The sequence below is a fragment of the Methylobacterium sp. BTF04 genome, assembly GCF_010692745.1.
Lineage (GTDB): Bacteria > Pseudomonadota > Alphaproteobacteria > Rhizobiales > Beijerinckiaceae > Methylobacterium.
Genome location: NZ_JAAHTB010000010.1, coordinates 30984 through 50285, shown reverse-complemented (window position 1 = coordinate 50285; position 19302 = coordinate 30984). Strand labels below are relative to the sequence as shown.

19 protein-coding genes are annotated in these 19302 nt (G+C 69.4%); 7 read left to right on the top strand and 12 right to left on the bottom strand.

Translation table 11 applies throughout. The features are described 5' to 3' along the window. Positions 1–180: 180 nt before the first annotated feature. Both pyrE and G3T14_RS08370 read left to right on the top strand, forming a co-directional pair. Entirely contained in the window at positions 181–771 is a 591-nt protein-coding gene (pyrE, locus tag G3T14_RS08375; protein WP_163641829.1) for an orotate phosphoribosyltransferase, read from the top strand. 312 nt (positions 772–1083) lie between these two features. Next, positions 1084–1761 (top strand): NYN domain-containing protein, encoded by a 678-nt coding sequence (locus G3T14_RS08370; RefSeq protein WP_163641828.1) that lies wholly within the window; start codon positions 1084–1086, stop codon positions 1759–1761. 13 nt (positions 1762–1774) lie between these two features. Here the strand turns inward: G3T14_RS08370 and G3T14_RS08365 are convergent, their stop codons facing one another. From G3T14_RS08365 to dapA, 3 genes are all read right to left on the bottom strand, one after another. Then, on the bottom strand, positions 1775–2344 hold the full coding sequence (locus G3T14_RS08365) for a peroxiredoxin (protein ID WP_163641827.1): 570 nt from the start codon (positions 2342–2344) through the stop codon (positions 1775–1777). Positions 2345–2411: 67 nt separating this feature from the next. Next, positions 2412–2885, bottom strand: coding sequence for an SsrA-binding protein SmpB (gene smpB / locus G3T14_RS08360; protein ID WP_163641826.1), 474 nt, complete (start codon positions 2883–2885; stop codon positions 2412–2414). Between the two features lie 81 nt (positions 2886–2966). Then, the gene (dapA, locus tag G3T14_RS08355; protein WP_163641825.1) at positions 2967–3866 is read right to left on the bottom strand and encodes a 4-hydroxy-tetrahydrodipicolinate synthase; all 900 of its coding nucleotides are present in this window, start codon (positions 3864–3866) and stop codon (positions 2967–2969) included. A gap of 203 nt (positions 3867–4069) precedes the next feature. Here dapA and G3T14_RS08350 point away from each other — a divergent pair, with 203 nt between their 5' ends. Next, the gene (locus tag G3T14_RS08350) at positions 4070–6388 is read left to right on the top strand and encodes a transglycosylase SLT domain-containing protein (RefSeq protein WP_163641824.1); all 2319 of its coding nucleotides are present in this window, start codon (positions 4070–4072) and stop codon (positions 6386–6388) included. Between the two features lie 4 nt (positions 6389–6392). Here G3T14_RS08350 and G3T14_RS08345 read toward each other — a convergent pair whose 3' ends face one another. The 5 genes from G3T14_RS08345 to G3T14_RS08325 all read right to left on the bottom strand — a co-directional run bounded on the left by G3T14_RS08345 (position 6393) and on the right by G3T14_RS08325 (position 11902). Continuing rightward, a complete protein-coding gene (locus G3T14_RS08345; protein WP_348645234.1) occupies positions 6393–6683 on the bottom strand; it encodes a hypothetical protein in 291 nt (96 codons plus the stop codon). 192 nt (positions 6684–6875) lie between these two features. Beyond that, on the bottom strand, positions 6876–7274 hold the full coding sequence (locus G3T14_RS08340) for a BLUF domain-containing protein (RefSeq protein ID WP_163641823.1): 399 nt from the start codon (positions 7272–7274) through the stop codon (positions 6876–6878). A gap of 179 nt (positions 7275–7453) precedes the next feature. Continuing rightward, positions 7454–9454: a hypothetical protein gene (locus G3T14_RS08335; protein ID WP_163641822.1), complete on the bottom strand. Its 2001-nt coding sequence runs from the start codon at positions 9452–9454 to the stop codon at positions 7454–7456. Between the two features lie 137 nt (positions 9455–9591). After that, positions 9592–11517 (bottom strand): propionyl-CoA synthetase, encoded by a 1926-nt coding sequence (locus G3T14_RS08330; protein ID WP_163641821.1) that lies wholly within the window; start codon positions 11515–11517, stop codon positions 9592–9594. A gap of 202 nt (positions 11518–11719) precedes the next feature. Beyond that, on the bottom strand, positions 11720–11902 hold the full coding sequence (locus G3T14_RS08325; protein WP_163641820.1) for a DUF465 domain-containing protein: 183 nt from the start codon (positions 11900–11902) through the stop codon (positions 11720–11722). Between the two features lie 178 nt (positions 11903–12080). Between G3T14_RS08325 and G3T14_RS08320 the strand changes: the two genes are divergently transcribed. The 4 genes from G3T14_RS08320 (at position 12081) to G3T14_RS08305 (ending at position 15388) form a co-directional block, all read left to right on the top strand. Continuing rightward, on the top strand, positions 12081–12299 hold the full coding sequence (locus G3T14_RS08320; RefSeq protein WP_163641819.1) for a DUF465 domain-containing protein: 219 nt from the start codon (positions 12081–12083) through the stop codon (positions 12297–12299). A gap of 113 nt (positions 12300–12412) precedes the next feature. Beyond that, positions 12413–12910 (top strand): 5-(carboxyamino)imidazole ribonucleotide mutase, encoded by a 498-nt coding sequence (gene purE / locus G3T14_RS08315; protein WP_163641818.1) that lies wholly within the window; start codon positions 12413–12415, stop codon positions 12908–12910. Beyond that, positions 12907–14016, top strand: coding sequence for a 5-(carboxyamino)imidazole ribonucleotide synthase (locus G3T14_RS08310; RefSeq protein WP_163641817.1), 1110 nt, complete (start codon positions 12907–12909; stop codon positions 14014–14016). The genes purE and G3T14_RS08310 overlap by 4 nt, the downstream gene beginning before the upstream one ends. Positions 14017–14512: 496 nt before the next feature. Then, positions 14513–15388, top strand: coding sequence for a tetratricopeptide repeat protein (locus G3T14_RS08305; protein ID WP_163641816.1), 876 nt, complete (start codon positions 14513–14515; stop codon positions 15386–15388). Between the two features lie 13 nt (positions 15389–15401). Here the strand turns inward: G3T14_RS08305 and G3T14_RS08300 are convergent, their stop codons facing one another. The 4 genes from G3T14_RS08300 to G3T14_RS08285 all read right to left on the bottom strand — a co-directional run bounded on the left by G3T14_RS08300 (position 15402) and on the right by G3T14_RS08285 (position 19184). Continuing rightward, positions 15402–15848 carry a GNAT family N-acetyltransferase gene (locus G3T14_RS08300; protein WP_163641815.1) on the bottom strand — a complete coding sequence of 149 codons (447 nt, stop codon included), beginning with the start codon at positions 15846–15848 and terminating at the stop codon, positions 15402–15404. A gap of 14 nt (positions 15849–15862) precedes the next feature. Continuing rightward, complete coding sequence (gene glpX, locus G3T14_RS08295) at positions 15863–16855, bottom strand: class II fructose-bisphosphatase (protein ID WP_163641814.1); 993 nt, start codon at positions 16853–16855, stop codon at positions 15863–15865. Between the two features lie 148 nt (positions 16856–17003). Continuing rightward, on the bottom strand, positions 17004–18326 hold the full coding sequence (locus tag G3T14_RS08290; protein WP_163641813.1) for a homoserine dehydrogenase: 1323 nt from the start codon (positions 18324–18326) through the stop codon (positions 17004–17006). Between the two features lie 153 nt (positions 18327–18479). Continuing rightward, the gene (locus G3T14_RS08285; RefSeq protein WP_163641812.1) at positions 18480–19184 is read right to left on the bottom strand and encodes a ceramidase domain-containing protein; all 705 of its coding nucleotides are present in this window, start codon (positions 19182–19184) and stop codon (positions 18480–18482) included. Positions 19185–19302: the final 118 nt, after the last annotated feature.

The window sequence follows — 19302 nt, the reverse complement described above, 5'->3', positions numbered from 1 at the left end:
GGCGCATCTCGGAGGACGCCGTGCGATCTTGTCGACAGAGCAGTCGTTCGGACGCGCGCAACGCGTCGTCCCGGACGATACGCGGTCGTACCCGACCTGCGATGTCCCCGGCTTGCGCCGCACCATCCCGGCTGTCACACACGGGCGCTTGCGAACCCCCTCCGCCGGAGCCGAAACGCCATGACGCCAGACGCCGTGCTCGCCGAATTCCGCGAGGCGGAAGCGCTCCTCGAAGGGCACTTCATCCTCAGTTCGGGCCTGCATTCGGGCGTGTTCCTGCAGAAGATGGCGATCTTCTCTGATCCGGTGCGGACCGAGCGGCTGTGCCGGGCCCTGGCTGCGGCCATCACGGTGCGCTTCGGAGCGGTGGACATCGTGGTGTCCCCGGCCATCGGCGGCATCGTGCCGGGCTACGAGACGGCGCGCCATCTCGGCGCCCGTGCGATCTTCGTCGAGCGCGACCCCGGCGGGCCGTTCACCCTGCGTCGTGGCTTCAGCATTCCGGCGGGCAAGCGCGCCGTGATCGTCGAGGACATCGTCACCACCGGGCTTTCGGCCCGCGAATGCCTCGCCTCCCTGAGCACCGAGCCCGGTGAGGTGATCGGCGCCGCCTGCCTGATCGATCGCTCCGGTGGGCGGGGCGAGATCGGCCTACCGCTCGTCACCCTCGTCACCCTCGATATTCCCGCCTATCCGGCCGATGCCCTGCCGCCGGAACTCGCGGCCCTGCCGGCGGTGAAGCCGGGCAGCCGCGTCGTTCCGCAGGCCTGACGCCGGGCCACGCGCGGTCGGATCGTCTTCCGCGATCCGGTTTTCGCCACCGGGATAGCCCAATAAAACCTGCGGTTGTTGCTTTTACGACCGGATTTCTACCCGGTTTGTCGCCGCGTTCTATTTGATCTGCGGTCAAAATAGCCTATATGCTTTGCAGGCGAAGAATTTCAGGAATTTGTTAAGGGCTTCCGGGCCTAATTCGGCAAGTTTTTCACGGGGTCGATCGCATCGCGTTTTGTCGCTGCGAATATTGCTAATTACGTTGAAATTTTTGTTTCAACGGCTTTTTTAGCGGAAATGGATCAGACAATGAGCGCACAGCCGCGCAGCGCCCTCTTTATCGATGGCGCGAATCTTTATGCCGCAACCAAGGCGCTCGGTTTCGATATCGATTATCGCCGGTTGCTCAAGGAATTCCAGACCCGTGACACCTTGATACGGGCGTTCTACTATACGGCCATGGTGGAAGATCAGGAGTATTCTTCGATCCGCCCGTTGATCGATTGGCTCGACTATAACGGCTACCGCGTGGTCACCAAGCCCGCCAAGGAGTTCACCGACTCCGCCGGACGTCGCAAGATCAAGGGCAACATGGACATCGAGCTCGCCATCGATGCCCTCGAACTCGCGCCCCGCATCGACCACATGGTGCTGTTCTCCGGTGACGGCGATTTCCGCTCCCTCGTCGAGGCGATGCAGCGCAAGGGCGTACGCGTCACCGTCGTGTCCACGATCCAGACCCAGCCGGCGATGATCGCCGACGATCTGCGCCGCCAGGCGGACGAGTTCATCGATCTCGCCCACCTGATCAATCGGGTCGGCCGCGATCCGGGCGAGCGCGCCCCGCGCCCGGCTTCGGACACGCGCAGCCAGGGCGATACCGGCACGCGCTTTCGCGGCGAGACGCCGGAGCGTTCGGTCCGTCCGAGCCCCGCCCTCGAGAGCCGCTACGGCATCCGCCAGGGCGAAGACGCCCCCGAGGCGTGAGCCGCAGGTCGGCTCAGGCGTTGGCGTCGAGCCAGGCGATGACCTGCTCGGCGCCGCGATCGGGTGGGAAGACCGGATAGAACACCTGTCTCACCCGTCCGTCGTCGATGATCAGGGTGAGCCGCTTGAGCAAGGTGTGGCCGCCGGCCGTGAAGGTCGGAAGCCGCGCGGCCTGTGTAAAAGCCCGGTGCGGATCCGCGATCAACGTAAACGGCAGGTGGAGCCGCGCGGCGACCTCGCGCTGATAGGCGCTGGTCTGCGTCGAGAGCCCATGGACCTGGGCGACCCCGCGCGCCTGCAGGGCGGCATGGTGATCGCGAAAATCGCAGGCCTGCGGAGTGCAGCCGCGCGCACCTGGAATCGCATCCCAATCCGGCACCAGAGTGGGCTGACCGGGCTCGCCGGTGCGGGGATAGGCATAGACGACGGTACGGCCCCGGAGACGGCTCAGCGAGACGCGGGTTCCGTCGGTGGCTTCCAGCGACACGTCCGGCAGCACCATGCCGTCGAGATGGCGGGCGGCGCCGTCATCCTGTGGTGCCGGCAGATCGGCGGGCAGGGACGAGAAATCCGGGTTCGTCATGGGGCGCCCCTCTGGCTGGCGGTTCGGGCCGGCGACCGCTGAATCTGCCAGCCCGATCCCGAAAAGCCTATCCCCGGTCGCGCATGATCCGGGCGCGGTCGCGCTCCCAGTCGCGCTGCTTGGAGGTCTCGCGCTTGTCGTGAAGCTTCTTGCCGCGGCCGAGCCCGAGCTCGATCTTCGCCCGTCCGCGCTCGTTGAAGTAGATCTTCAGCGGCACCACGGTGAAGCCGTCGCGCTGGGTCGCGCCGATGAGCTTGTTGATCTGCTTGCGATGCAGCAGCAGGCGGCGCGGCCGCTTGGTCTCGTGGTTGAAGCGGTTCGCCTCGACGTATTCCGGGATGTAGGCGTTGAACAGCATCAGGTCGCCGCCCGACGGCCCGGCATAGGCCTCGCCGATGGTCGCCTTTCCCTTGCGCAGGGATTTGACCTCGGTGCCGGTGAGCGCCAGCCCGGCCTCGAACGTGTCCGTGATCTCGTAATGGTAGCGGGCGGCGCGGTTATCGGCGACGACGCGGCGATCGGTATCGGGTTTGGGGGCCATCACTTCGTCGATTCACGCCGGCCGCAGGACGCGGTCGGGCCGAGGGATATGGTTCGTCGCGGGTCGATCCGCCAGCCGGGATCAGCCTTCGATCAGGCCGGCATGGCGCAGGGCCGCGTCAACGGTGGCCTTGGTGGCGTCGCTCACCGTGAGCATCGGCAGCCGCACCTCGTCGCTCATCAGGCCGAGCCGGGACAGAGCGTACTTCACCGGTGCCGGATTCGGCTCGATGAACATGCTGGTGTGCAGCGGCATCAGCATGTCCTGGACCTGCAGCGCCTTGGCGTAGTCCCCGGCCAGCGTCGCCTCCTGCAGCGTCGCGCACAGGCGCGGGGCCACGTTCGACACCACCGAGATGCAGCCGCAGCCGCCCTGGGCATTGAAGCCGAGCGCGGTCGCATCTTCGCCCGAAAGCTGGATGAAGTCTTCGCCCATGGCTTGGCGCTGAAGGCTGACCCGGTCGAGCTTGGCCGTGGCGTCCTTCACGCCGGCGATGTTCTTGAGTTCGTACAGGCGCGCCATCGTCTCGACATTGAGATCGACGATGGAACGCCCGGGAATGTTGTACAGGATGATCGGAATGCCGATGGCATCGTTCACGGCCTTGAAATGGGCATAGAGCCCGGCCTGCGTCGGCTTGTTGTAGTAGGGCGTGACCACCAGGACGGCGTCTGCGCCGGCCTTTTCGGCGTGCCGGGCCCGCGCCACCGCCTCGGCGGTGGAGTTCGAGCCGGCGCCGGCGATCACCGGCACGCGGCCGGCTGCTTCCGCGATGCAGATCTCGACCACGCGGTCGTGCTCGTCATGGCTCAGGGTCGGGCTCTCGCCGGTGGTACCGGTGGGCACGAGGCCGTGGATGCCCTGCGCGATCTGCCAGTTCACGAAAGCGCGGAAGGCCGCCTCGTCGAAGGCGCCGTCCCGGAACGGGGTCACCAGGGCGGTCATCGCGCCCTTCAGGCGCCGGGCGGTTGTATCGGTCATCCTGGCGTTCCCAGCCGTCGATTGTCTCATGCGCCGGTGGTCCGGCAGCGGCACCGCTTGGCGCGGACGGGCAGACATAGGCGCTCGACCGCACCGGCGCAAACGCTGTGTGCATGCGGTTAATGCCTTCTTAATGCCCTTCGGGTGAGCTTGAAGCAGGTTGACCTAAAAGGATGTCCGCTCTCGATTGGACTGGAAGAACCATGGTGTTCTCGACGCGTTCGCATCGTGCGGTCCTGGCCCTGGCCCTGGCCGGGACGATCCTCGGAACCTCCTGCGTCGCAGCGGGGGCGGGGTCGGACACGGTTGCGCCGACGCCGTCCAGCGATGCCAACGCTCCGTCGAGCGCGCTTCCCGATGCCCGGATCGACGACCCGGTCGCCGCCGACGCGTTGAAGACCGAGGTCAAGACGACGGAGGCCGCACCGAGCCAGGCGCTGCCCGTTGCGAGTCAGGCGCTACCGGCTTCAAGTCAGGCTCTTCCGGCGACCGTGAAGGCCTACGCCTCCGCCGATCCCGAGGCGGCGATCGCATTTCCGCTGCCCGATGCGGCTCTGTCCCCGGCGGCGCCGCTGCCCGAGGTGCCCGATCCGGTCCGCGCCGCGCGGATCGCCCCCGATATCGACCTGCCCGCCTTGCGGCAGGCCATCGACGCCTATCGCAAGGGCAAGGTCTCCGATGGGGACCGCCTGCGCGACGGCTTCAAGGATGCCGCCGCGCGGGCGCTGCTCGAATGGGTGGCGATTCGTGCCGGGGCCGGCATCGGCTTCGAGCGCACCACCGCCTTCACCCGCGCCAATCCCGACTGGCCGGCGGGGCCGCTCCTGCGCCGCCGGGCCGAGGAGGCGCTGCTCACCGAGCGCAAGAGCCCGGCGACCGTGCGCGCCTATTTCGCCGCCGCCAAGCCCGCGAGCGCACCGGGTAAGTTCGCCCTGGCCCTCGCCTTCCGGGCCGACGGACTCGATGCCGATTCGAGCGCGCTGGTGCGCGACCTGTGGCGCTCGGAGACCTTCGGCCGCAACCTCGAGACCAAGGTGATGGACGCCTTCCCGAGCGTTCTCGGCCGGGTCGATCACCGCTTCCGCATGGAGCGCGCCCTCCTCAAGGAGGATTACGAGACCGCCGGCCGCGCCGCCGGGTACGCCGGCGGCGGCTATGCCACCCTGGTGCGGGCGCGGCGCGCCGTGGAGGACAAGAGCGCGTCGGCGCCCGCCGCGCTCAATGCGGTGCCGCCCTCCCTGCGCAGCGATCCGTCCTACATCCTGTCGCGGGCGCAATACCTGCGCCGGCACGACAAGTTCGTCGAGGCGGCGGCCCTGCTCGCCTCCGCGCCGAGCAATCCCGACGTGCTGGTCGACGGGGACGAATGGTGGGTCGAGCGCCGGATCGTAGCGCGCAAGCTCGTCGATGCGGGTGATCCCAGGGCGGCCTACGCGGTGGCGGCGAGCCACAGCGCCCGCACGGTGGAAAAGCGGATCGAGGCCGAATTCCACGCCGGTTGGATCGCCCTGCGGTTCCTGGCCGATCCGGGGGTCGCGGCGCGCCATTTCGCGCTGGCCGCCGCCATCGCCGAGACGCCGATCTCGCTGGCCCGCGTCGCTTATTGGCAGGGCCGCGCCGCCGAGGCGTCGGGGCAGGCCGAGGAGGCCAAGACCTTCTACGAGCGCGCCTCGCTCCAGCCGATCGCCTATTACGGCCAGCTCGCCCGCGCCAAGCTCGGACGCTCCAGCCTGTCCCTGCGCACCCTCACCGAGCTCGATCCGGCGGCGCATGCCGCCTTCGACGACCGGCTCTATGTCCGCGCCCTGCGCATGCTTGAGGCGGCCTCCCTCAAGGAGCTGGCGCTGCCGCTTTACATCGACGCGGCGACCCGGCTCACCGACCCGGCCGAGATCGACGCCCTCGCTGGCATCGCCATGGATGTGCGCAATGCGCGTGCGCTGGTCGCCATCGGCAAGATCGCGGTGCAGCGCGGCCTGCCGCTCGACGCCCATGCCTACCCGACCATCGGCATCCCGGCCTACGAAGCCTCCGCGGCGGTGCCACTGGTGGAGAAGGCGATGGTCTTCGCCATCGCCCGCCAGGAGAGCCAGTTCGATCCGCTCGCCCAATCGAGCGTCGGCGCGCGCGGCCTGATGCAGATGATGCCGGCCACCGCCCAGCGTACGGCGCGCCGGGTCAGCGCCGCCTACGACCAGGAGCGGCTCACCAGCGACCCGGCCTACAATGCGCGCCTCGGCCAGGCCCATCTCGGCGAGCTGATGGACGATTGGCGCGGCTCCTACATCCTCGCCTTCGCGTCGTACAATGCGGGTGGCGGCAACGTGAAGAAGTGGATCGACGCCTACGGCGACCCGCGCAAGCCCGGCGTCGATCCCATCGACTGGGTCGAGCGGATCCCGTTCACCGAGACGCGCAACTACGTCCAGCGGGTGATGGAGAACCTGCAGGTCTACCGCAACCGCCTCGACGGCAAGAGTGCGCTCCTCATCAATGGAGACCTTCAGCGCGGCGCGCGCTGACGGCTCATCCGATCGCCGGTCGGCGGATCCGCGCGGCCTGGATCGTCGCGCCGGCGAGCGCGCCGACGAGATAGGCGCCGAGCACCAAAGCCCCGGCCTCGATCCAGAGGCCGGGCCGCCCCGGTACGATCCCGGCGAAGGCCAGGCCGCTCGCGACCAAAGCCGCCAGACCGAGGCCGCCGGCCCCGAGTCGGGACGCCGGGGTCCGCGGCAGGCCGGACAGCCAGCCGAAGACCGCCCCGAGCAGGAAGCCGGCGGCCAGAGCCGGCCAGAACAGGGTCAACAGCAGGATCACGCGGGGTCTCCGAGGGTATCGGCTCGACGCGTCGTCGCGCGCGCCGTGCTGGTGAAGAGGGAACCGGCTTTGCGGCTTTTGCGGGGGCGTGCCGTCGTTGCGTCGGCCGGTTCAAGCGCGATGGGCCCCCCTCTTTTCAGGAGAGAGAGCTCAACGCGGATATCCGTGCGGGTCTAACGCGCGTCCGATTGGTCAGACGGGCTCCGCCGCGATGCGCTTGAAGATGGCGAGAACCTCCTGCGGCGTCGCCTCGGCAATCGCGCCCTTGGCGACTTCGGCCTGCGTCCACATCCAGGACCGCGCCGGATCATCGCGCATGGCCCAGCCGGGAAACAGACGCTCGGTCACGGTCTCGTAGGACAGTCGGTTCACCTCGAGATGCCGATCGTCGCGGATGATGCGCGCGTAAGTCGCCGTGATTGCATCTTCGGGACCTTCCAATAACTGCAAGTACAGATCGGATCGGCAGATCAGCGCCCCGGTTATGTCGTCGCGTAGATTGCACCGTCGAGACTGCGACAGGATACCGTTCAGTGTTTCTTGGTCGAACCCGAAAGGGCGGGAGGCATAAATGATCTGGACGAGATGCATGGTGGCGTTTCCCTGCAGAGCGCGGCGCCGATGCTAGAACAGGAAAGTCGCAAGCGCTACACGCTGAGCATGAGTGTCGCCGCCTGATTTGTCGCCCGGAGTACAGCCGGTGCAGCGACGGATTTCGATCCGACGCGATGCCCGCCGCCGGCGAGGCCCGGAGCGGTCGGCTTGCGCCTTCAACGTAGCGCGAAGCCCACGCCTCCGGCCGCGGGACGCAGGCTTCCCGGCGGGGCCGCTGCGATGCGATCGGCGCCGATGCCGGCCTGGAGCAGGTATTCGACGATGACCAATGCCCGCTGGCGCGGAAGATCGGGCTCGGGTTCCGCCGGTACGACGGGCGCCGGCTTCGGCTCGGCCTTGGCGGCCTTCTTGGCGGGCGCCGGCTTGGTCTCGGCGGGTTTGGTTTCGGTGGATTTGGCCGGTGTGGGCTTGGCAGCGGAGGCTTTGACGTCGGGTGCCTTGACCTCCTTTGCGGGCGCCGGGCTCGCCTTGGCGGCATCGAGCGAGGCGGTGCTGTCCACAGCGGTGTCGAGGGTGGGCTTGGCCACCGGCGCCGACCCGGCCGGATCGCCGTGGCCGGTGACCTCGATCCGCAGGGCGGGGCAGGTTTTTGCCAACGCGGCGAGGCCATCGAGGAGCGGATAGAACGCGGCCTTCAGGGTGCCGCTGCCGGGGCTGAAATGCAGGGGCGTCGCTTGGACGCGCTCGGCGAATTGCGCCTTGCAGATTTCCGGATCGAGCGGCCGGGCAGCGCTCGGCGCGGCCACCGCCACGTCCCCCTGCCAGCCCGCCGGCAACGCCCGTGGCAGGTCGCCCTCGATCCGCTGCGCGCTCTCGGCATAGAGGCTGTCGCCGGTCAGGGTCAGGTCGCGGTCGGCCACCTTGATCTCACCCCGCGCCAGGAGCGAGAGCGGGGCGATGGCGGTCTCCAAAGCGGGGGCGAGTCCGGCCGGCGCGCCATCCGCCATCCGGCTCTTGTCGACGATCCGCTCGCGAAAGAAGCGCGGGCGCAGGGCGGCGAGCAGGCGCTCGCGCGTCGCCTGATCCGGAAGGTGCCCGCCGATTGTGACGGCGTCGGCCTCGCGCCGGATGCTGACGCGGTAGGGGGAGAGCGGCCGGGTCTCCAGGGTCACCGGACCCGCCGCGATGCCGGCGGGACGGCCGTCCCGCATCAGCCCGGCGACCTCGCCGAGCGCCTGCCCGTCGAGGGCGATGCCAGAGACGGCGATCGCGCCGTCGGCGAAGCTGACTGTGCCGTCCTGCAGCAGGCCTGCGAGCTGGAGGGCGAACCGCGCCAGGCTCGGCGGATCGATGCCGGCGGCGAGGCCGCGCGCGGTCTGGGTCTCGTCGGTGATCCCGGCACCCTCGGCCGCGTCCGTCGCCTGCTGGCGAAGCTCGGCCTGCGCCTTCTGCGAAACGACGAACCCCGAGAGTTTCAAGGCGCCGCCGGCGGCGCGGGCGATGCCGAAGCGGAAATCCTTCACCAGGGCGGGCAGAATCTCGACGGTGCCCAGGGTGTAGCCTGCGGGCGGCGCGGCGAGCGCCGCGCGCAGGCTCGCCTCGTCCGCCACCGAGACGGCCTCGCCCGAGAGCGACAGTCGAGTGTCTTCCAGGGTCACGTGCGCGCCCGGCTGCAGGTTTTTGAGGGTGGAGACCGCATAGGCCGCCGCATCCGCGAAATCCGGCGGCGCGCCGTGCGCCGCCTTGGCGCGGTCGCGCAATTGGGTCTCCGGCGGCAAGGCGGGGCCGAGCCGCTCGGCGAAGGCCCCGGGGCCGAGGGAGGCCGGGCGGTTGCCGGTGAGGTCGATGCGATCCGGCGTCGTCCGCGTCGCCGTCCACACGAAGGGTCTCGCGTCCTCGACGAGGCCCACCGGACCGTCGAGGCGGCGCAGACCCGGCATTGCGGCCAGACGCTCGTAGGCCGCCGCCCGCAGGCCCGGATCGGGCGCCTCGCCCAGGATCGCGAGATCGCGTCCCCGCGCCTCCGGGCGCAGCCAGGGCTCGGCACCCGGCTCGGTGGTGGCGCGGGCGATGGCGCCGGCAGCCGCATCGAGGCGCGCCTCGATGGTCCGGGTCACCAGCGGCACCGACAGGCCGAGGATGAGCGCCAGGCCTGGCAGTCCGACGACCCAGCCGTAGCGGCGGCAGGCGGCATGGAAGGAAGTGGCAGCGGACACGTCAGACCCCGGTGGCAGCCGGCGCGGCTGGTTCGCACTACGACACGAGCGTGAGTTCACACCGGCTTCACGGCATCTTGAAGGCCGGGTGTGGACAGGCCGTTGGATGGGGCATCCGCCCTATCCGGCGCAACCCGTCAGGCGCCGATCCCCCTGCCCTTCAGGCTCGCGCCGATCTCGTCGAGGACGGCCGCGTCGTCGATGGTCGGCGGCGTGGTCCAGGGCTCGCCGTCGGCGATGCGCTTCATCGTGCCGCGCAGGATCTTGCCCGAGCGGGTCTTGGGCAGCCGCTGCACCGTGAGCGCGAGCCGGAAGGCGGCCACCGGGCCGATCCGCTCGCGCACCAGGGCGACCAGCTCGCGCTCGATAGTGTCGGTCTCGCGCTCCACCCCGGATTTGAGAACGACGAAGCCGCAGGGCTGCTCGCCCTTCAGCGCGTCGCGGATGCCGATGACGGCGCATTCGGCGACGTCCTGATGGCTCGCCAGCACCGCCTCCATTCCGCCGGTGGAGAGACGGTGGCCGGCGACGTTGATGATGTCGTCGGTGCGCCCGAGCACGGTGACGTAGCCATCCGCATCGACCACGCCGGCATCCGAGGTGTCGTACCAGCCCGGATAGGTGGTGAGGTAGCTCGTCCGGAAGCGGTCGTCCGAGCCCCACAGGGTCGGCAGACAGCCGGGCGGCAGGGGAAGCCTCAGCGCGATGGTGCCCATGGTCTCGGGCGGAACCGGCTTGCCGGCCTCGTCCAGCACCGCGAGGTCGTAGCCCGGCATCGGGATGCAGGCGCTGCCGTGCTTCACCGGAAGCAGCCCGAGGCCGAGGGGGTTGCCGGCGATCGCCCAGCCGGTCTCGGTCTGCCACCAATGGTCGATGACCGGCCGCTCCAGCGCCCGCTCGGCCCAGGCCACCGAGTCCGGGTCGGCCCGCTCGCCGGCCAGGAACAGGCTGCGGAAGCGCGACAGGTCGTAATCCTTCACCAGCGCCGCGCGCGGGTCGTCCTTCTTGATGGCCCGGAGGGCGGTGGGAGCGGTGAACAGGCAGACCGCGCCGTATTCGGACACCACCCGCCACAGGGCGCCGGCATCGGGCGTGCCCACCGGCTTGCCCTCGTACAACACCGTGGTGCAGCCATGCAGGAGCGGCGCGTAGACGATGTAGGAATGGCCCACCACCCAGCCGATGTCGGAGGCGCAGAAATAGGTCTCGCCGGGGGCGACGTCGTAGAGGTTGGGCATCGACCAGGCCAGCGCGACGCAATAGCCGCCGGTATCGCGCACCACGCCCTTGGGCTTTCCGGTCGTGCCGGAGGTGTAGAGAATGTAGAGCGGATCGGTGGCGGCCACCGGGACGCAGGCGGCTGTCCGGCCCGCGGCCTCCGCCTCGGCCACCGCCTGCGCCCAGTCCCGGTCGCGCCCCTCCACCAGAATGGCCTCGGATTCCGGGCGCTGAAGGATCAGGCAGGCCTCCGGTTTGTGGGTGGAAGCCGCGATGGCGGCGTCGAGGAGCGGCTTGTAGGCGACGATCCGGCTCGGCTCGATGCCGCAGGAGGCGGCGAGCACCACCTTCGGGGCGGCATCCGTGATGCGGATCGCGAGTTCATTGGCGGCGAACCCGCCGAACACCACCGAATGCACGGCGCCGAGCCGCGCGCAGGCGAGCATCCCGAACACCGCCTCGGGCACCATCGGCATGTAGATCACCACCCGGTCGCCGCGCCCGACGCCGAGATCGGCCAGGACGGCGGCGAGCGTCGCCACCGCGTCGCGCAGCTGGCGGTAGGTGATCGTGCGTTTCGTGCCGGTGACGGGGGAATCGTAGTGGATCGCGGCCTGCTCGCCGCGCCCGTCCGCCACGTGGCGGTCCACCGCATTGTGGCAGGCGTTGAGCGTCGCGTCCGGAAACCAGCGTCCGTAGGTCCCGGCCTGCGGATCGAAGGCGCGCACCGGCGCCGTCTCCCACGCGATGGCGTTGGCGGCCTCGAGCCAGAACGCCTCGGGGTCGCCGAGCGAGGCGGCATGGGCCTGCGCAGAGCGGCTGCGCGAAGTCGGGTCGGCTGGCATGGTGGGGTCCTCGGCCCTGGCGGCCGGTCGTTCACGCCGGCTTCGCCACATCGTAGCCGAACCGCGCCGGTGCGCGAGGCCGTCTCGCTGCAAAACCTCGCCGCAAAACAAAGAGCCCCGCAAAAACAAAAACCGCCGCGCTGGAGACCAGCGGCGGCGGCGAACGCAAAAGTCACCTATGGGGGATCGGACGAGCGGTGGCTCAGTGAAGCGAGTCCGAATCTTTTCGGAGGCGGTTCATCTCGTCCTTGAGGTGGAGCTTTCGTCTCTTGAGCTCTGCGATGCGCAGATCGTTCGCCGAAGGTCGGAGCTTCGCGTCGTGGATTTCCCGCTCGAGGGCTTCGTGCTTGCGGGCGAGCTGGGTCAAATGCGTCTGCAGTGACATGAGTCGTGTCTCCTGTCTCGTTTCGACGGGGCTAGACTGGCACATGTTCAGTCGGCTGTCGAAACCATTCGACGGTCATGCTTGACGGATGTTTGTGCAGGATCGCGCTCCGGGTTCTTGTCGTCGGGCGGCGGGTGCCGCATGGTCTTCCGCAAGGCGTCCCGGGGCTTCAGGTGCGATGGCGGTCCAGTACGATAACGATGCCTCGGCGCATTCCGCCGAGGAGTTGGCGCGGCTCAGGCAGGAACACCGCGATCTCGACGGCGCCATCGACGCGCTCGAATTGAGCGTGGCCGGCGACCAGCTGCAGATCCAGCGCCTGAAGAAGCGCAAGCTCGTCCTGCGCGACCAGATCTCGTATATCGAGGACCAGATCACGCCCGACATCATCGCCTGAACGCCGATGACTGGCGTGCCTTGCGAGAGCGCCGGCGCTTTTGTATGCGGCGGGACCGGGATGCGTGGGGCCCGTCCCCTGTTGTTCGATGACCGCGAAGGGATGTGACGACGATGACGGGAGCCCCCCCGGTCGCGATCATCATGGGAAGCCAGTCCGACTGGGCGACCATGCGCCATGCCGCCGAGACCCTCGATGCGCTCGGCGTGCCCCATGTGGACCGAATCGTTTCGGCCCATCGCACTCCCGATCGGCTGGTGGCGTTCGCCAAGGGCGCCAAGGCCGAGGGATTCCGAGTGGTGATCGCCGGGGCCGGCGGCGCGGCGCACCTTCCCGGCATGACCGCGGCGATGACGCCGCTGCCGGTCTTCGGCGTTCCGGTGGAATCGAAGGCGCTGTCGGGGCAGGACAGCCTGCTCTCCATCGTCCAGATGCCGGCCGGCATCCCGGTCGGGACCCTCGCCATCGGCAAGGCCGGCGCCATCAATGCGGCCCTGCTCGCCGCCGCCGTCCTCGCCCTCACCGATGCGGCCCTGGCCGCCCGTCTCGAATCCTGGCGCGCCGCGCAGACCGCGAGCGTCGCCGAACACCCGCAAAGCGACCTTCCTTGACATCCTCCAAAGACATCCGGCCCGGCGCGACCCTCGGCATCGTCGGAGGCGGCCAGCTCGGCCGCATGATCGCGCTGGCGGCGGCCAATTACGGCCTCAAGGTCCACATCTTCGCGCCCGACGACGACAGCACCGCCTTCGACGTGTCGGCGCAGCGCACCGTGGCGGCCTATGACGACGTCGCGGCGCTGGCGCGGTTCGCGGCGAGCGTCGACGTGGTCACCTACGAGTTCGAGAACATTCCCGCGGCCGCCGCCGAGGCCCTCGCCGCCAAGGCGCCGCTCCATCCCAACGCCGCCGCTTTGGCGACCACCCAGGACCGGCTCACCGAGAAGACCTTCATCAACGGTCTCGGGATCGAGACGGCGCCGTTCCGTGCCGTCGACAGTGTCGCCGATCTGACCGAAGCGCTCGCCGCGATCGGCCGCCCCGCGGTGCTGAAGACCCGCCGCTTCGGCTATGACGGCAAGGGCCAGCGCATGATCCGCGCCGATGGCCCCCTCGATCCCGCTGCGATCCTGGCTGAGTTCGCGGGTGCGCCCTGCATTCTCGAGGGGTTCGTGCCGTTCGCGCACGAGGTCTCGGTGGTGGCCGCCCGCGGCGCCGATGGCGCGTTCGCGGCCTACGATCCCTGCGCCAACGAGCATCGCGACCATATCCTTGCGGTGACCCGTGTCCCGGCGCCCGGGATCGCGGCGCAGACCGAGGCCGCCGCCATCGGCATCGCCCGCCGCATCGCCGAGGCGCTGGATTATGTCGGTGTGCTCGCCGTGGAGATGTTCCTGGTGGAACAGGCCGATGGCCCCGCCCGCGTCGTCGTCAACGAGATCGCGCCGCGGGTCCACAATTCGGGCCATTGGACCATCGAGGGGGCGACGACCTCGCAATTCGCCCAGCATGTCCGCGCCGTCTGCGGCTGGCCGCTCGGCGACCCGGCCCGCGTCGGTGGGATGGCGGTGGAGATGCACAACCTCATCGGCGACGAGTCCGGAGACTGGGCTGCGATCCTGGCCCAGGCGGGGGCGTACCTCCATCTCTACGGCAAGGGCGAGGCCCGCCCCGGCCGCAAGATGGGCCACGTCACGCGCCTGCTGCCCGTCGCCTGAGTCGATTTTCGCTGGATTCGCACTGAGTCATCCCACCCACGGCCTCATCCTGAGGCGCCGCGCAGCGGCCTCGAAGGAGGCCTCCAGTGCACCCTGCGATTCCTGGAGCCCTCCTTCGAGGCCTCCGCTGCGCTGCGGCGCCTCAGGATGAGGTAGGGATCGGGACGAAACTGGTCGAAACGATCGCATGCCGCGCGCGTGGCGTCCCGCGTCGATCTCCGGCCGGGTAAGCCCAAAACCGCGTCCTGCGCGTCACACCGAACGGGCCTTTGTGCCGTCCGGCGGGCCATCGCGGCGGGATCGCCGGGCCAGCCATACCTTCGCCACATCGGGACGCTTGAGCGGGATCGTCGCCCGTTCTTAAGCGCGCATTCACCGCTGCGCGGGAATGTGCCGGCACCCGAGGCCCCACGATGTTCGGGGTTTTAGGCCGCGAGAGATGCGGATGTCGATGGCGGGGGCGCACATGCGGCGCGGTCCGGGGGAGAGCGGATCCATGACGGTTGTGAAGCTGCGGGCCTCGAAGGCGGGGCTGATCGGAGCCACGGCGCTCGTGGCCGCCGCGCTCGGGGGTTGCGAGACCTATGGCGGCGGCGGAACGGCAAATCGTCAGTTCGCCGTGCTCGAATCCGACGCGACGGGGGCGACCAACGTCAACATCGCCTCGCTCAGCGAAGTGATCCAGCGCAATCCCAACGATGCCGCGGCCTACAACACCCGCGGCGCGGCCTATGCCCGCTCGGGCCAGTTCAACGACGCCATCGGCGACTTCACCAAGGCGGTGCAGATCGATCCGAACTCGGCCTCGGCCTACAACAACCGGGCGCTCGCCAACCGTCAGGTCGGCCGCAACGACGCCGCGCTCCAGGATTTCTCGAAGGCGATCGCCGCCGATCGGAATTATGGCCCGGCCTATATCGGCCGCGCCAACGTGCTGCGCGCGCAGGGCGACCTCGACGGAGCCACCTCCGACCTGAACCAGGCGATCCGCATCGCTCCGGAATCGGCCGAAGCCTACCATGCCCGCGGCCTCGTCCGTCAGAAGCAGGGCCAGAACACCCAGGCCATCGGCGATTTCGACGCGGCCATCGATCGCAATCCCTTCGTGGCGGCGCCCTATGCGGCGCGCGGCCAGAGCCTGATCGCCACCAACCAGTACGACAAGGCGATCGAGGACTACAACGCGGCGCTCAACGTCAACAACAAGGACGCCACGTCCTGGGCCTATCGCGGGCTGGCCTACGAGAAGTCGAACCGCAAGAAGGAAGCGGTCGAGAGCTACCAGCGCGCCGCCCAGATCGAGCCGGGCAACGCCGTGGCCAAGCAGGGCCTTGGGCGGGTGCAGGGCGGCGTCGGCTCGCTGTTCAACTGAGCCGCCGAACCGGTCAGAAGATCCGGCGGTACTGGATGAAGCCGGGCCGATCCGCCAGCGTGTCGTAGAGCGCGCGGGCGGCGGCGTTGTCCTCCTTCGTCAGCCAATAGACCCGGTCCGCGCCCGCGCGGCGGGCCTCGCTCGCCACCGCCTCCACCAGCGCGCGCCCGATGCCGCGGCCGCGGGCTTCGGGGGCCGTGAAAAGATCCTGCAGGTAGCAATAGGGTCCGAGCGTCCAGGCCGAAGCGTGGAAGGTGTAGTGCGCGAGGCCGACGAGGCGTCCGCCCTCCTCCGCCACCAGGGCATGAAGCGGAACCAGCGGATCGTGCAGGCGCGCCCAGGTGATGTCGCGGATTTCCGGACCGATCACCGCCGAGTAGAAATCCAGGTAGCCCGACCACAGGATGTCCCACGGCGCCCGTTCGTTGCGGGCGACGGGACGGATGCGGAGGTCCGACACCGGGCGGCCGGTCCTCAGCCCTCGAACCGCTGCATCCGGCGATGCTCGCCGTGGATGCGGCGCACGGTGCCGGTGGCCGAGCGGTAGACCACCGTCTCGGTCTCGATGAAGCCCGGCTTGAACCGCACGCCCTTGAGCAGCGCCCCGTCGGTGACGCCGGTGGCCGCCACGATGACATCGCCGCGGGCCATGTCGTGCAGCTCGTATTTCCGGTTCGGATCGCTGATGCCCATGCGGGCGGCGCGCTCGCGCTTGTCGTGGCTGTCGAGGATCAGCCGGCCCTGCATGTGGCCGCCGATGCAGCGCAGCACGCCGGCGGCGATCACGCCTTCGGGGGCGGCGCCGATGCCGAGGTAGATGTCGGCCCCGGTGGTGTCCGGGCTCGTGGTGTGGATGATGGCGGCGATGTCGCCGTCGGAGATCAGGCGGATGCCCGCCCCGGTCTCGCGCACGGCCGCGACGAGGGCCATGTGGCGCGGGCGATCGAGGATGATCGCGGTGATCTGGGCCGGGTCGACGCCCTTGTGGCGCGCGAGGGCGGCGATGTTGTCGGCCGGGCTCGCATCGAGGTCGACGAGCCCTTCCGGGTAGCCCGGGCCGATGGCGATCTTCTGCATGTAGACATCGGGGGCGGCCAGCAGCGAGCCGTACTCGGCGAGTGCCATCACCGCGATGGCGCCCGGCATGTCCTTGGCGCAGAGGGTCGTGCCCTCAAGCGGATCGACGGCGATGTCGACCCGAGGACCGTGACCGGTTCCGAGCCGTTCGCCGATGAACAGCATCGGCGCCTCGTCGCGCTCGCCCTCTCCGATCACCACGGTGCCGTCGATGGGCAGGAGATTAAGTTCGGCGCGCATGGCGTCGACGGCGGCCTGGTCGGCCTCCTTCTCCTTGCCCTGTCCGCGCAGGCGGGCGGCGGCGATGGCGGCACGCTCCGTCACGCGGGCGAGTTCGAGGCTCAGGGTGCGGGCCACCGGCACGCCTTCCGATCTGTTCCCACCCGTCATCGGTCCCGTACGCCTTCTCTGCCTTTGGCTGATCTCTATGTACTAAAGTTCATCAAAAGCCAGCGAGAGGCGCCGCGCCGGGACCGCTTTATGCGGAAAAGTGTGCAGGACCGTGCAGAACCAGACCGTTCCAGGCGGCTTGCGCGTCCTATTCCCGCTCGATCCGGATCAGCTGCGGCGCTTCGGCGAGCAATCCGTCGCCCGCGATGGCATCGAGCGCCGCCCGGATGTTGCCCTCGGTGGCCGCGTAGGTGATCAGCACCAACGGCACCGGCTGGCCCGAGCGGCCATGCGGGTCCTTCGAGGCGGCGCTCTCCGAGCGGCGCTGGAGGATGCTCTCGATGGAGATGTCGCGCTCGGCCATGCGGGTGGCGACGCCGGCCGCGACGCCGGGCCGATCGTGCACGGTGAGGCGGATGTAATAGCCGCCCTCGTGCCGCTGCATGGCGATGCGCTGCGACGGCGTCAGATCCCCGCTCGGCCGGCCGAAGGTCGGGCGCCGGGTTCCGGCCGCCACATCGCAGATATCCGCGACCACCGCCGAGGCGGTGGCCTCGCCGCCGGCGCCGGGGCCGATCAGGGTGAGTTCGCCCACCGCATCGGCATCGATGGTGACGGCGTTGGTCACGCCCATGACCTGGGCGATGGCCGAGGATTTCGGCACCATGGTCGGGTGGACGCGCTGCTCGATCCCGCCCTCGGCGACCTGTGCGACGCCGAGCAGCTTGATGCGGTAGCCGAGCTCCTCGGCCATTTTCAGATCGAGGGGCTGGATCGCCGAGATGCCTTCCACCGAGACGCCGTCCGCATCGATCTCGACGCCGAAGGCCAGGCTGGTGAGGATCGCGAGCTTGTGGGCGGTGTCGTAGCCCTCGACGTCGAAGGTCGGGTCGGCCTCGGCGTAGCCGAGCGCCTGCGCATCCGCGAGACAGGCCTCGAAGGTCAGTCCTTCGCGCTCCATCCGGGTCAGGATGTAATTGCAGGTGCCGTTCATGATGCCGTAGACGCGCGAAACCGCGTTGCCTGTGAGCCCTTCGCGCAGGGCCTTGATCACCGGGATTCCGCCCGCCACCGACGCCTCGTAGGCGAGGATCACGCCCTTGTCCTCGGCAGCCTTGGCCAGGGCCGCGCCGTGCTTGGCGAGCAGCGCCTTGTTGGCCGTGACCACATGCTTGCCCGCCGCGATGGCCGCCTCGACGGTGGCCTTGGCCGGACCATCCGAGCCGCCGATCAGCTCGACGACGCAATCGACCTCGCCCGAGCGGGCGAGCGCCACCGGATCGTCGAACCAGGTGACCCCGGAGAGATCGATGCCGCGGTCGCGGGTCTTGTCGCGGGAGGAGACCGCGACGATGTGAATCGCGGCGCCGCTGGTGGCGGACAGGGCATCGGCCCGGCGGGCGACCATCCGGACGACGGCGGCACCCACGGTGCCGAGGCCAGCGACGCCGAGGCGAAGGCTCTGTTTCATGGCTCGATCCGTCATCTTCACGTGCGGCCCGGGCCCTCGCAGAGACGAAGGGCGCACCGGGCGCGAGGCCATCGCTCCCGTCGGAGCGGCGGGCTCTTCTGCAACGAATTCCGAGGGCGTGCAAGAAAACCGAAGGGGCGGAACCGCCGCGCTTCAGGCTGTCCGCGCGCGATACCGCAGGGCGACCGTCACGAGTCCATAGAGCACCCCGGCATTGAGGATGTGCCAGACGAAATGCGTGCCCAACGGCCAACCCGCGCACAGCCGCGCATCGCCGGTGCGGGCCGCCAGCGAGACCGCGAAAACCGCCGCGATCCCGAGAAGCGCGCGGCCGGCCTGCCGGCGCGCGGGACCGAGGGCGCACCCCTGCGGCAGGAGCAGGCCCGCGCCGAATCCCGCCAGTGCCAGGAGCGCCGGGACATAGCCGATGGAGCCGTTCGTCAGCGCGGCGAGCGACCGTCCCGTCGCCGCGTCGAGGGCGGGTTCCAGGCCGATATTCAAGGCGGCGAAGGCCAGGGTGATCCCGGTGGCGGCCACGGTGCCGAGCCCGAAATAGCGCCGCAACGCCAGGAAGAAGTAGGCGTGGATGAACACCGCGATGGGGATCACGTCCGCGAGCAGCGACCAGCGCACCGCGAGGGTGTGGAACAGGAAGGAGCCGAGCCCGACGATCCCGACGAGGATCGCGAGGGCCAGCGCGGCGGCGTCCCGCCTCGGGCTCCGAAGCGCCTGCCATCCGGCGGCGACGGCGGCCACGAGGAAGGCGCCATTGGAGAGCGCATTGAGCGGCTCCGCCCAGAACCCCGCATCGCCCCGCTCGCAATAGGCACGGATCGGCGCGAACCATGTCTCCGACATCGACTTCCTTTCCGGCCAGACCGCGCAGGCTTCTGCAAAGCTGCGCAGGCTTCTTCAAAGCTCCGCTGGCTTGCCCAAAGCTGCGCTGGCTTGCCAGCCCCCCGCGAAGGCACGATGA

Bases quoted from the DNA above. Each gene is read 5' to 3' on its own strand.
- pyrE (WP_163641829.1), top strand. From the start codon at position 181: ATGACGCCAGACGCCGTGCTCGCCGAATTCCGCGAGGCGGAAGCGCTC.
- G3T14_RS08370 (WP_163641828.1), top strand. From the start codon at position 1,084: ATGAGCGCACAGCCGCGCAGCGCCCTCTTTATCGATGGCGCGAATCTT.
- G3T14_RS08365 (WP_163641827.1), bottom strand. From the start codon at position 2,344: ATGACGAACCCGGATTTCTCGTCCCTGCCCGCCGATCTGCCGGCACCA.
- smpB (WP_163641826.1), bottom strand. From the start codon at position 2,885: ATGGCCCCCAAACCCGATACCGATCGCCGCGTCGTCGCCGATAACCGC.
- dapA (WP_163641825.1), bottom strand. From the start codon at position 3,866: ATGACCGATACAACCGCCCGGCGCCTGAAGGGCGCGATGACCGCCCTG.
- G3T14_RS08350 (WP_163641824.1), top strand. From the start codon at position 4,070: ATGGTGTTCTCGACGCGTTCGCATCGTGCGGTCCTGGCCCTGGCCCTG.
- G3T14_RS08340 (WP_163641823.1), bottom strand. From the start codon at position 7,274: ATGCATCTCGTCCAGATCATTTATGCCTCCCGCCCTTTCGGGTTCGAC.
- G3T14_RS08330 (WP_163641821.1), bottom strand. From the start codon at position 11,517: ATGCCAGCCGACCCGACTTCGCGCAGCCGCTCTGCGCAGGCCCATGCC.
- G3T14_RS08325 (WP_163641820.1), bottom strand. From the start codon at position 11,902: ATGTCACTGCAGACGCATTTGACCCAGCTCGCCCGCAAGCACGAAGCC.
- G3T14_RS08320 (WP_163641819.1), top strand. From the start codon at position 12,081: ATGGCGGTCCAGTACGATAACGATGCCTCGGCGCATTCCGCCGAGGAG.
- purE (WP_163641818.1), top strand. From the start codon at position 12,413: ATGACGGGAGCCCCCCCGGTCGCGATCATCATGGGAAGCCAGTCCGAC.
- G3T14_RS08305 (WP_163641816.1), top strand. From the start codon at position 14,513: ATGACGGTTGTGAAGCTGCGGGCCTCGAAGGCGGGGCTGATCGGAGCC.
- glpX (WP_163641814.1), bottom strand. From the start codon at position 16,855: ATGACGGGTGGGAACAGATCGGAAGGCGTGCCGGTGGCCCGCACCCTG.
- G3T14_RS08290 (WP_163641813.1), bottom strand. From the start codon at position 18,326: ATGAAACAGAGCCTTCGCCTCGGCGTCGCTGGCCTCGGCACCGTGGGT.
- G3T14_RS08285 (WP_163641812.1), bottom strand. From the start codon at position 19,184: ATGTCGGAGACATGGTTCGCGCCGATCCGTGCCTATTGCGAGCGGGGC.